Annotated in this window: 9 protein-coding genes and 1 pseudogene; 6 read left to right on the top strand and 4 right to left on the bottom strand. The window is 67.7% G+C overall.

From position 1 onward, the window contains the following. Nucleotides 1-645: pseudogene (locus tag VFY73_RS25025) on the bottom strand (hypothetical protein); the annotation flags it as partial. 138 nt (nucleotides 646-783) lie between these two features. After that, the gene (locus VFY73_RS25020) at nucleotides 784-1,776 is read right to left on the bottom strand and encodes an AEC family transporter (protein WP_329723985.1); all 993 of its coding nucleotides are present in this window, start codon (nucleotides 1,774-1,776) and stop codon (nucleotides 784-786) included. A gap of 165 nt (nucleotides 1,777-1,941) precedes the next feature. Between VFY73_RS25020 and VFY73_RS25015 the strand changes: the two genes are divergently transcribed. The 3 genes from VFY73_RS25015 to argG all read left to right on the top strand — a co-directional run bounded on the left by VFY73_RS25015 (nucleotide 1,942) and on the right by argG (nucleotide 5,121). Further along, nucleotides 1,942-2,871, top strand: coding sequence for a 2-dehydropantoate 2-reductase (locus VFY73_RS25015; protein WP_329723983.1), 930 nt, complete (start codon nucleotides 1,942-1,944; stop codon nucleotides 2,869-2,871). 150 nt (nucleotides 2,872-3,021) lie between these two features. Then, the gene (locus tag VFY73_RS25010) at nucleotides 3,022-3,612 is read left to right on the top strand and encodes an outer membrane beta-barrel protein (protein ID WP_329723981.1); all 591 of its coding nucleotides are present in this window, start codon (nucleotides 3,022-3,024) and stop codon (nucleotides 3,610-3,612) included. A 156-nt stretch (nucleotides 3,613-3,768) separates the two neighbouring features. Further along, nucleotides 3,769-5,121 (top strand): argininosuccinate synthase, encoded by a 1,353-nt coding sequence (gene argG, locus VFY73_RS25005; protein WP_329723980.1) that lies wholly within the window; start codon nucleotides 3,769-3,771, stop codon nucleotides 5,119-5,121. A gap of 60 nt (nucleotides 5,122-5,181) precedes the next feature. On the opposite strand, the gene VFY73_RS25000 is transcribed toward argG, so the two are convergent. Both VFY73_RS25000 and VFY73_RS24995 read right to left on the bottom strand, forming a co-directional pair. Further along, nucleotides 5,182-6,759 carry a PQQ-binding-like beta-propeller repeat protein gene (locus tag VFY73_RS25000; RefSeq protein ID WP_329723978.1) on the bottom strand — a complete coding sequence of 526 codons (1,578 nt, stop codon included), beginning with the start codon at nucleotides 6,757-6,759 and terminating at the stop codon, nucleotides 5,182-5,184. A 159-nt stretch (nucleotides 6,760-6,918) separates the two neighbouring features. After that, nucleotides 6,919-9,471, bottom strand: a complete 2,553-nt coding sequence (locus tag VFY73_RS24995) for a DNA topoisomerase III (RefSeq protein ID WP_329723976.1) — start codon at nucleotides 9,469-9,471, stop codon at nucleotides 6,919-6,921. A gap of 122 nt (nucleotides 9,472-9,593) precedes the next feature. Here VFY73_RS24995 and VFY73_RS24990 point away from each other — a divergent pair, with 122 nt between their 5' ends. Genes VFY73_RS24990 through VFY73_RS24980 form a run of 3 tightly spaced genes read left to right on the top strand, consistent with a single transcriptional unit; the run spans nucleotide 9,594 to nucleotide 11,812 of the window. Then, nucleotides 9,594-10,133: an SET domain-containing protein gene (locus VFY73_RS24990; RefSeq protein ID WP_329723974.1), complete on the top strand. Its 540-nt coding sequence runs from the start codon at nucleotides 9,594-9,596 to the stop codon at nucleotides 10,131-10,133. An 8-nt stretch (nucleotides 10,134-10,141) separates the two neighbouring features. Further along, complete coding sequence (locus VFY73_RS24985) at nucleotides 10,142-11,065, top strand: biotin--[acetyl-CoA-carboxylase] ligase (RefSeq protein ID WP_329723972.1); 924 nt, start codon at nucleotides 10,142-10,144, stop codon at nucleotides 11,063-11,065. An 18-nt stretch (nucleotides 11,066-11,083) separates the two neighbouring features. Continuing rightward, a complete protein-coding gene (locus tag VFY73_RS24980) occupies nucleotides 11,084-11,812 on the top strand; it encodes an SPOR domain-containing protein (RefSeq protein WP_329723970.1) in 729 nt (242 codons plus the stop codon). Nucleotides 11,813-11,933 lie beyond the last annotated feature (121 nt).

Here is an 11,933-nt window from a genome sequence, read left to right as displayed (position 1 = left end):
CGGCGCATCGCGAGGCGGCAGCTCGGTCGACGGCCCCGGCTGGGTGGCCGGCCGGGTGCTCTGCGGCGAATAGATCGTGTCTTCGTCGTCGTCCGGGCCAGGCTGCAGGTTGAACTCGAAGTCTTCCGGGTCCTCGGCGTGCTGGCGTTCCAGGCGAGGGGGCGGCGGCGCCGGTGCCGGCGGGACGGCCGGCGGCGCTGGTGGCAGCGGCGGCGATGGGGTGGCCGGCGCCGCGGCGACACGCTGCACGACCGCCACCGTGGCAGCCGCGGCCACGGCCGGCGCCTGCGCCACCGGGGGCGCCAGCGCCGTCGTGTCGGCCGACTCATGCGACGCATCGGGAATCACTGGCGCCCCGGCCGCCTGGGCGGCCTTCGGCACGCGCTTGACTTCGACCTTCAGGCCGGCCAGGCTCAACTGGTGCTCGGTCTTGCGGGCGCGCAACTCGTCGATCGACTTGCGCACCTGCACCACCGGCACCTGGCGCAAGGCGGCGCAGATGCTGGCGCCCTGGGCCGGTGTCAATCCGGCCCGCTCGACGCGCTGCTGTGCCTCCTCGGGGCTCATGCCGCGGGGCAGGCGGATGAACACATCGAAGCGAGGTTCTGTAGCGGGAGGGTTCGGCGAGATGGGTCGACTGTCCATGAACGGTTCTGTAAGGCAGGTCAGTTCCTGGGCAGGTCGATCGAACGCCCGCGCCCGCCTACTTCCTTGGCGCCAACGATGCGGCATTCTTTCACGCCGGCGCACGGCGCGGTACGCCCCGGCCTGCGGGACAACCCGTCAGTCGATGTTACTGAAAGCAGTCAGTAACCAGAGCCAGGCCGGCGCGGTGGCCACGAAAGCGAGTGTCGAGATCACGTTGACCGCGGTGGTTTCGGCCTCTTGTGCCCGGTAGCGCTGGGCGAACATCAACGCATTCGTGCCCGACGGCAGTGCCGCGAGCATCACCACGACCTGCAACGGCAAGCCGCGCAGCCCGAAGACGCCCCAGGCCACCGCCCACACCAGCGCCGGCTGGACGATCAGCTTCAGCAGCGTCAGCCCCAGCGCACCACGCAGCGAGCGGGGGAAACCCAGGTAGGCGAGCGACATGCCGATCAGCGTCAGGCAAAGCGGCACCACCGCGGTGCCGAGCAATTGCAGCACCTCGTCGACCGGGCCGGGCAGCGGCAGCCCCGTGGCCCGCCAGGCCGCGCCCGCCAGCACCGGCAGCACCACGGGGTGGACGACGGTGTTGCGCAGCGTCGCCCACAGCACCGCGCCCAGGCCGCCGACTCGGCTCGCGCCCTGTGCCCGCTCGCGCGCCAGGTCCAACTCGACCAGCGTCGTGACCACCAGCAGCAGCACCAAAGCATGCACGCTGACCAGCGCGAGGTGCAGGCCAAGGCCGGTCTCGCCGAAGACACCGGCGGCGATTGGAATGCCGATCTGCAGCGAGTTGCCAAAGGCCACCGCGATTGTCCGCACCGCCGGCGCGGCGGCCGGCAGGCCACGTTCGACCCGGCGCCAACGTTGCGCGGCGTAGTGCACCAGCATCAGCGCGACCACCGGCACGAAGAACGCGGCAATCATCGGCCAGGGCAGTGCGGCCGGATCCAGCCGGGCGGTGGTGCGGAAGAACAGCGCCGGCGCGAACATGTAGAACGCGGCGTTGGACAGCACCCGCGCCGGCTCGGCCTCGGCCGCCCCGAGCCAGCGCAGGCGGCCGACGATGTAGCCAAAGCCAACGATCAGCATGACCGCCAGCAGTTTGTAGGCAATCGCCGCCGACATGCTCAGGCAACGCCGCGGCGGCGATCCGCGGTCGTTCGGCGCAGGCAGCGTGGCGGTTCCATGGCGTGGGCGTGGGTAGGTCGGATGATGCCGGCAGTTGGGCGGCACCCCGTGCGTAGTGTCCACAGCCCGCCTGTTGCAAAAGCCTGCGGTATGGTCACCCCCATGAAAATCGGCGTGATGGGTACGGGGGCAGTGGGTGGCTACTACGGGGCGATGCTGGCGCGCGCCGGCGTGCCCGTGGTCTTCATCGGTCGGCCGGCCCAGGTCGCCGCTTTGCGCGACGAGGGCCTGCGGCTGCAGGCGCAGAGCTTCGATGAGCGGTTCCCCGTCCAGGCCAGCACCGACGCCTCCGCGCTGGCCGACTGCGCGCTGGTGCTGTGCTGCGTGAAATCGGGCGACACCGAGAGTGCCGGCACCCAGATGGCGCCGCACCTGCCGTCGCACGCGGTGGTGCTGAGCCTGCAGAACGGCGTCGACAACGCCGCCAGGTTGGCGGCGCGGCTGTCGCCATCGAACCAGGTCGCGGCGGCGGTGGTCTACGTGGCGGCCGAGATGATGGCGCCGGACCACGTGCGCCACCACGGCCGCGGCGAGCTGGTGCTGGCGCGCTGGGCGGCACAGGGCAGCCAGCCCTCGCCCGAAGCGGTGCAGGCCCTGTTCACGCAGGCTGGCGTGGCAGTCGAGCTGGCTCAGGACGTGGACGCAGCCCTGTGGAGCAAGCTGGTGCTCAATTGCGCCTACAACGCGCTGTCGGCGATCAGCCGCTTGCCTTACGGCCAGTTGGTGCAGGGGGATGGTGTGCTGCCGCTGATGCGCGACATCGTGGCCGAATGCGTCGCGGTGGCCCAGGCCAGCGGCGTCACGCTGGCCGATCCGTGGCCGGCGGTGCAGCGCATTGCCGCGACGATGCCGGGCCAGTTCTCGTCGACCGCGCAAGACCTGATGCGCGGCAAGCCGAGCGAGATTGACCACCTGAACGGTTTCATCGTCCGGCGCGGCCAGGCGCTGGGCGTGCCGACGCCTGTCAACCGGGCACTGCACGTTTTGGTGAGGTTGCTGGAGTCGGCACCGGGCAATTCGCGCACTTCCTAGTGCCGCCTCGTTGTCAATGCGCAACTACCCGAGAAACTGACCCACCCCGCGGCTAGGATCGCGCCCAGCGCGCTCACCGTTGTGGCGAGCGCGCTTTTTCATGCACTCACGCGGCCATTCAGGCCGCAGCGATCCTGAGAGGGAGAAACCATGCAAATCAAGACTGTTCTGACCGCAGCCACGCTGGTGCTGGCCGCCACCGCCCCCGCTTTCGCCGCCGAAGGCTTCCGCCCGCTGATTGGCGCCGAACTGACCGGCGGCGGCAAGACGCTGGTCGAAGTCGAATTCGAGGGCGACCGCCCGAACCAGAAGATCTCCAGCGGCGGCCTGACCCACCTCTTCGGTGGCGTCGAGTACCGCGATCCGAACGGCCGGTTCGCGATCCAGACCACGATCGGCTACCACTTCGACCGCGTCGACGCGAAGAACGCCTCGCTGAGCTTCTCGCGCGTGCCGCTGGAGGTGCTGGGCTTCTGGAACGCCAACGAGCGCATCCGCTTGGGCGGCGGCCTGCGCAAGGCCTTCAACTCGAGCTTCGAAACATCCGGCGACGCCAGCGACGACTTCGCGGACTTCAACATGCGCTCGAGCATCGGCTTCGTGCTGCAGGGCGAGTACCTGTTCGGCGAGCACACCAGCGTGTTCCTGCGCTACGTCGACGAAAGCTACAAGAGCAACCGCCTGGTCGGTGGCAAGGTTGACGGCAACCACGGCGGCCTGGGCGTCAGCTACAGATTCTGAGCCCCCACGGCGCCTTCCAGGGCGAGCCCCCCGGGGGGCTCGCGCATCGGACTGGCGAAGCCAGATCCGCGCACGCCACTTGACGGGCGGCGACGCTTCGCGCGCCTGGACACCCGCCGGCCACCCTAGAATCGACGGGTTTTCCCGGAGAACCCTGTGGCCGCCACGATCTTGCAAAAGCTTCCCGCCGGCGAACGCGTCGGCATCGCCTTTTCAGGCGGCCTGGATACCAGCGCCGCCGTGCACTGGATGCGCGCCAAAGGCGCCATCCCCTGCGCCTACACCGCCAACCTCGGCCAGCCGGACGAGTCGGACTACGACGAGATCCCGCGCAAGGCCAAAGCCTACGGCGCCGAGATCGCCCGCCTGGTGGACTGCCGCGCACAGCTCGTGGCAGAAGGCATCGCCGCCCTGCAGTGCGGCGCCTTCCACATCTCCACCGGCGGCGCGACCTACTTCAACACCACCCCGCTCGGCCGCGCCGTGACCGGCACCGCGCTGGTGGTCGCCATGCGCGAAGACGGCGTCAACCTGTGGGGCGACGGCTCGACCTACAAGGGCAACGACATCGAACGGTTCTACCGCTACGGGCTGCTCGCCAACCCGGCGCTGCGCATCTACAAGCCCTGGCTCGACCAGGCCTTCATCGACGAGCTGGGTGGCCGCAAGGAGATGAGCGAGTACCTCATCGCCAACGGTTTCGACTACAAGATGAGCGTCGAGAAGGCCTACTCGACCGACTCCAACATGCTCGGCGCGACCCACGAGGCGAAGGATCTGGAGTTCCTGAACAAGGGCCTGCACATCGTCAACCCGATCATGGGCGTGGCCTTCTGGCGCGACGACGTGGTGGTCAAGGCCGAGACGGTCAGCGTGCGCTTCGAAGAAGGCGTGCCGGTCGCGCTGAACGGCCGCACCTTCGGCGATGCGGTCGCGCTGTTCGAAGAGGCCAACCGCATCGGCGGCCGCCACGGCCTGGGAATGTGCGACCAGATCGAGAACCGCATCATCGAGGCCAAGAGCCGCGGCATCTACGAAGCCCCGGGCATGGCACTGCTGCACATCGCCTACGAGCGCCTGGTCACCGGCATCCACAACGAAGACACGATCGAGCAGTACCGCATCAACGGCCGCCGCCTGGGCCGCCTGCTGTACCAGGGCCGCTGGTTCGACCCGCAGTGCCTGATGCTGCGCGAAACCGCGCAGCGCTGGGTCGCCCGCGCCGTCACCGGCGAAGTGACGCTGGAACTGCGCCGCGGCAACGACTACTCGATCATGGACACCGCGAGCCCCAACCTGACCTACGCGCCGGAGCGGCTGTCGATGGAAAAGGTCGAGGACGCGCCGTTCACGCCGGCCGACCGCATCGGCCAGTTGACGATGCGCAACCTCGACATCAGCGACACCCGCGCCAAGCTGGGCATCTACACCCGCGCCGGGCTGCTGGGTGCCGGCTCGGATGGCAGCATCCCGCTGCTGACGGGCAGCGAAGGGCCGTTGGCGGACTGACGCCTGAAGCGGAAATGAAAACGGGCGCCGAGGCGCCCGTTTCTGTTGGCGGCTGGCCGGTCAGTGCAGATTGATGGCGCTCAGCTTACCGCCGTCGCGCCGCGCGATGTAGAGCACGCCGTTGTCCGAAACAGCCAGAGTTCCGGCCTCGGGATACTCCCACACCTTCTGGTGGCTGCTCAGGTCGACCGCATAGGTGCGCTCGATGGCGGACACGAAGACCAGGTTGTTCGCCACGACGACCTGGCAGCGACTCGGATAAAGATCGTTGTAGGTCATGTCCTCGGGCAACTGCCAGCTCCATCGCACGGCGCCGGTGGCGGTCGAGCGCGCCTCGAGCTTCTGGCCGTTCACGACATACAGCAGCTGGTTGGACACGGCGATGTCGCTCGAGATCCGTTCACCGGCAACGGACCACGGGACATTCCTGTCGGCCAGCGAGAACGCCACCAGGCGGCTGCCGCTGTCGACGGCGAAGACGTGGCCTTGGCCATCGAGCACAGGCGCTCCCATCTCCGAACCCATGCCCAAGCCGCCGTGATCGCTGACGGAGAAATTGACGGCGCCAGTGACCGGGTCGATCACGCTCAGGGTCGTACCGACATAGGCATAGACGGCATGGCTGTCCACGGCCGGCGACCACCGGTCGAATTGATCCAATCCAATCGTCCACTGCTCGGCGACTGCTGCGGTGTCGAACTTGGACATCCCGCCGTAGTACCCGCTCTCGGTGTAGACAGCGCCGCCAAAAACGGTGGGGGCCATGTAGTTCTCCCACTGCGACGTGATGGTGCGCTTGGCCTTGAGGCTGCCGGTGAGCGCATCGAAGGCCCAGAAGAAGCTGTCATCGTGGCCGGTCGACGTCACGTACACCTGGCCGCCGGCGACGGCAGGCGGATTGACATGAGACAGCGTGCCCAGATCCTTTTGCCAGGCCATGCCGCCGTCTGACTCGCGCATTGCCTTGAGCCACCAATGACGAGCGTTGTCTTGAGCGATCGCGAACACCAGCCCGTTTTCGACCGCCACGTTGTATCCGTGGACGGAGCCTGACTCGGTGACGAATCGGCGCACGAAGGTGCTCGGCGCGAAGCTGGCGTTGACGTGGCCGTCGTGCGCCGCATTGCCCTGGTAGGTCTGCCAGGCATCGACGCCGACCACCTTGGACAAGGGCGTCAGATTGGCAGCCGGATGCACGGTGAAGCGGTAGGGCAGCTGCCAGTGGGGCCAACGGGGATCGTGGCAATCGGCGCCGTTGCAGACCCGCAGGTCGAGCAGGCCCGAATAGGTACCCGGCGAGAGGTCGGGAGAGACCTCGACGGTGAACACGAAGGAGCGCTGGTCGAGGTTTTCGCTGCTTGTCGACTTGGAGGTGATCACGCCATCGCTGGATGTCACGTCGATCGACACGTTGCTGGCCTTCACGCTGCCGACGCCGTTGAAAACGACCGTCACCGACTCACCCTCGTAGGTGGTGGCCTCCAGCGTGCCGGGCGCGAAGTCCATGGTCCATTCCGGCTCCTCGGGCTTGTCGTCGCCACCGCCACCACCGCCGCAGGCCGCCAACATGGCCACGGCCAAACCCGTGACGGCGCGCAGACTCCAGCCTCGGGCGCGCCGATACATCGTCGTCAACACAATGAAACTCCCTCTGGTATGTCGCGGCAAGCGGGCCGGCCATCAGGACCGGGGCCGCCGCTGTTCTAAGGCAAGCTTCAAATTGTAAAGATCAACGGCAGGGCAATGGGCCGGTCCACGGCTCGCATCCGCGCAAGGGCGTGGAGAACTGCGCGCCCGTCAGGCCGCCGCCTTCTTCGCCGCTGCCTTCTTGGCCGGCACCTTGGCCGCCCGCGGCTCGAACTCGAAGCTGACCTTGCCTTCCTTCTTGTCGTAGGCCAGGAAAGCCTTGAACTTGCGCTTGGTCTTGTTGGAGACGAAGTTCTCCAGCAGGTCGGTCTTGCCGGTCGTCAACAGCTTGTGGACCTGTTCGTGCGAGACCGGCTGGGTCAGGATGATCTTGCCGGTCTTGAAGTCGCAGGTCACGTGCGCGCCCACCGAGTGCTCGCAGACGTAGTTGCTGCCGTGCTCGTAGACATGACCCTGGCACTTGGGGCACGGCCCCAGGCTTTGCTGGTCGGAGAAATCCACCGGCTCGCCATCGTCCTTGGCCTTGTCGTCTTCGCCGAAGTCGAACTCCAATTTCCAGTTCTTGATCTCGTCGTCGAAGACCAGCTTCAGCTCGGCGGTGAACGGCCACCCCGCCTTGGAGCGGAAGCCTTCCAACGGGCCGATCTTCTTGTCGACCAGGAAACGCTCGACCTCGGCCAGCTCGAAGCTGCGGCTGCCGGGGATCTTGGTGATGCTGAAGTCGCAGGCCTCACAGGTGAAGCGGCGGTAGTTTTCCTTGACGACGCCGCCGCAGTTCGGGCACGGCGCCTTCAGCGTCGCGTAGTCGCCGGGGATCGTGTCGCGGTCGTATTCCTTGGCCTTCTTGACGATGCGTTCGGCCATCTTCGCGATGTCCTTCATGAACGCATCGCGTGACAGGCGGCCGTGCTCGATCTCGGCCAGTTGGTATTCCCAGTTGCCGGTCAGTTCGGGCTTGGTCAGGTCTTCCACGCCCAGACCACGCAGCAACGTCATCAGCTGGAAGGCCTTGGCCGTGGGCATCAGCTCGCGGCCTTCGCGCAGCATGTACTTCTCGAGGATCAGGCCTTCGATCACCTGCGCACGCGTCGCTGGCGTGCCCAAGCCCTTCTCGGCCATCGCCTCGCGCAACTCGTCGTCGTCGATCAGCTTGCCGGCGCCTTCCATCGCCGAGAGCAGCGTCGCTTCGGTGTAGCGCGCCGGCGGCCGCGTGGCCAGTGCGACGATGTTGACGCCTTCGTTGCTGACCGTCTCGTTCGGCTGCACCGGCACCAGGTTCGCGTCCTCGTCCTGCGCTTCCTTGCCGTAAACCGCCAGCCAGCCGGGGTTGACCAGCACCTTGCCGTTGGTCTGGAAGCTGTGTTCCTTGACCTTGGTGATGCGAGTCGTGACCATGTACTCGGCCGACGGGAAGAACACCGCGAGGAAGCGCTTGACCACCATGTCGTAGAGCTTGGCCTCGGCCTCGCTGAGCGACTTGGGCGGCTGCAATGTCGGGATGATGGCGAAGTGGTCCGACACCTTGGCGTTGTCGAACACACGCTTGGTCGGCTTCACATAGCCTTCCTTGATGCCTTTACGCGCGTGCTCGGCCAGTGCCTGCAGCGGGCCGGGCAGGTCCTCCTCGGCGATCATCTTGAAGGTGTCCTTGACGACCGCCAGGTAGTCCTCCGGCAGGTGGCGCGAGTCCGTCCGCGGGTAGGTCAGCACCTTGTGCTTTTCGTACAACGCCTGGGCCAGGCTCAGCGTGGTCTTCGCCGAGTAGCCGAAGCGGCCGTTGGCCTCGCGCTGCAAGGTGGTCAGGTCATACAGGCCCGGGCTGGCCTGGGTGCTGGGCTTGGCTTCTTCGGTCACCGTGCCGGGCTGGCCGCGCACTGCGTCGGCGATCGCCTTGGCCTCGGCCTCGGTCCACAGCCGGTCGGCACGGCGGTCGGCGTCGTCGTTCTTCTTGAACTTCGGGTCGAACCACTTGGCCTCGTAGTCACCGGCCGCCGCGCCGAAGCCGGCCTTGATTTCCCAGTAGTCGCGGGGGATGTGCTTGCGAATCTTTTCCTCGCGCTCGACGACGATCGACAGGGTCGGCGTCTGCACGCGGCCGACCGTCGTCAGGAAGAAGCCGCCATCGCGCGAGTTGAACGCGGTCATCGCCCGGGTGCCGTTGATGCCGACCAGCCAGTCGGCTTCGGAGCGGCTGCGCGCCGCATCGGCCAGGCCCAGCATCTGCTCGTCGCTGCGCAGCGCCGCGAAGCCGTCGCGGATCGCCTGCGGCGTCATGCTTTGCAGCCACAGCCGGCGCACCGGCTTATCGATCACCTGCTTGGCACCCCCCGCGTACTGCACGATCAGGCGGAAGATCAGCTCGCCTTCGCGCCCCGCGTCACAGGCGTTGATCAGCTCGGTCACGTCCTTGCGCTTGACCAGCTTGACCACCGCCGACAGCCGGCTCTTGGCCTTGTCGATCGGCGCCAGGTCGAAGTGCGGCGGCACCACCGGCAGGTGGGCAAAGCTCCACTTGCCTCGTTTGACGTCGTACTCCTCGGGCGCCTTGATCTCCACCAGGTGGCCGACGGCCGAGGTGACGATGTAGCGCTCGTTCTCGAAGTGATCGGCCGCCTTCTCGAACTTGCCGGCCACCGGCGTCAGCGCCCGGACGATGTCCTGGGCGACGCTGGGTTTCTCCGCGATGATCAGTGATTTGCTCATTTACTTTGCCGGTCTGGCACGAGACCGCTTGGCCCGTGCCTACAATTTGCCTTCTCGCGCACGCACGCACGTACATGCCTGTACACACGTGTGCGCACGCGCCCACAGATTCAATGTACCCAATGAAGCCGGTCAAGCAAGCCCGCCCTGCCAACACCCCACGCGCCGCCAGCCGCAAGAAGGCGGATGGGCGCCGCATCCAGGTGCGCCGCAGCGGCGTGCATGGCAAGGGCGTGTTCGCACTGCAACCCATCGAGCCCGGCGAAACGCTGATCGAGTACGTCGGCGAGGTCATCAGTTGGGACGAAGCGCTGGACCGCCACCCGCACGATCCCACCCAGCCCGACCACACCTTCTACTTCCAGCTCGACGATGGCAAGCAGGTCATCGACGCACTGTACGGCGGCAACGCCGCGCGCTGGATCAACCACGCCTGCGACCCTAACTGCGAGGCCGATGAGACCGAGGGCCGAGTCTTCATCAAGGCCTTGCGGCCAATCGAGCCGGGCGAGGAACTGTTCTACGACTACCGTCTGTCGATCGACGAACGCCTGACGCCCGCGCTGAAGAAGCGTTTCGAGTGCCGCTGCGGCGCAGACAACTGCCGCGGCACGTTGCTGTTGACCAAGCGCGCCGCCTCGGGTTCATCCCGCCGCAGCTGATACCGAGCATGGACACGCCCAGCGCCCACCCTCATCCCGGCCAAATGGCCGCCGCCGAGCATGGCGGCCACCACGGCACCTGGGGCATCCAGCCGCTGTGGGAACAGCTGAATCCGCTGCTGCCCGGGGTCTCGATCGAGGTGGTGGACCGGCTGCCGTCGACCAACGGCGCACTGGTCGATCGGCTGCGCGACGCCTCGCGGGGTGCACGCGAGTCCCACGGCCGAGGGCTGCGGGCCGACGATCTGCGACCGACACTGCTGGTAGCGATCGACCAGACGCAGGGCCGCGGGCGCCTGGGCCGCGCCTGGCAATCCAGCGCCGGTGCTTCGCTGACCTTCTCGCTCGCCCTGGCGCTCGAGCGCGCCGACTGGTCGGGCCTGTCGCTGGCGGTCGGCGTCGCGCTGGCCGAGGCACTGGATCCAAGCGGGCAGCACATCGGCCTGAAGTGGCCCAACGACCTGTGGCTGCGCCAAACGGGAGAAGGCGGCCCGTCGTCCCCGGGGATTGGCCGCAAACTCGGCGGCATCCTGATCGAGGCGATCGGCCTGGGTGACCACCGGATGGCGGTGATCGGCATCGGCCTGAACGTGCAGCCGGTGCATGTGGCCGAGGTGGCCGCCAGCCTGAGTGAAATCAGCCCTCTGCTGACGCCGGCCTCTGCGCTGGCGGCGGTGATGCCAGCACTCGCGCGCGCATTGCTGCGCTTCGAACGCGACGGCTTTGCCGGCTTCGAAGCCGACTATGCCCAACGCGACCTGCTGCGCAACGGCCCGGTCGTCACCACCGACCCAGCCTGCCCGCGCGGCGACGCGATCGGCGTCGATGCCGACGGCGCGCTGCGCGTGCGCGACGCCCAAGGCCAAGTCCACCGCATCCTCAGCGGTGAAGTCAGCGTGCGCCCGGCCCCCGCGGCCGAGCCACGGGCCTGAGCAGGCCACCCCGAGCCGATGCTGCGCCTGCTGGTCGCCGCGCTGCTGGTGGCCAACCTGGTGTTCTGGGGCTGGCACTACCCGCCGGTCGCCCAGGCGCTGGGCCTGCCCGGGGGTGAACCGGGCCGCGAGCCGCAACGCCTGCAACAGCAGGTCCATCCCGAAGTGATCCGGCTGCTGCCGCCGGCGGGCTTGCCCCCGGCCGGCGCCGAGCCGGCGGCCGGCCCAACCACCACCCCGTCGACCGACGGCACCGCTGGGGTGCCGGGGCCCGCTGCGGCGGCAACGACGTCGTCGCTGTGCCTGGAAGCGGGCCCGCTGAGCGACAGCGCCGCCAACGCAGCGCTGCGCGAACTCGCGCAAGCCGGGGTGCCGGCCGGCAGCTGGGTCGACAGCCGGCGCGAGCTGCCGGGCCGCTGGATCATCTATATGGGCCGCTACCCCGAACGCGAAACCCTGCAGCGCAAGATCGAGGAGGTGCAGCGCCTGAACCTCAGCTTCACCGAGCTGAAGGCCCCGCCCGACCTGGCCCCGGGTCTGGCGCTGGGCGAATTCGGCACCCAGGCCGACGCCCAAGCGCGGCTGGACAAGCTGCGCGGCGTCCGCACCGCCCGCGTCGTGCAGTTGCCCTCACCGGGCGGCGAGCACCGCATCCGCGTCGACCGCGTCCAGGGCACCGCCGCCGACAAGCTGGCCGCGTTGAACAACAAGGACGGCGCGACGCGCTGGCAGATGTGCACACCCTAGAAATCCGACGATTTTTGTCGGATTTGCTAAACCGGCGCACCGAACGTCAGATGTATTGGCCATGAGTGGCAGCTGCGCCCTGCTGGGTGCCAGCTCCATGGGAGGGAGCAAAACAGCGTCA

The sequence above is a fragment of the Ideonella sp. genome (assembly GCF_036277275.1).
Lineage (GTDB): Bacteria > Pseudomonadota > Gammaproteobacteria > Burkholderiales > Burkholderiaceae_C > Ideonella.
This window is presented reverse-complemented; position numbering and strand designations above follow the sequence as displayed.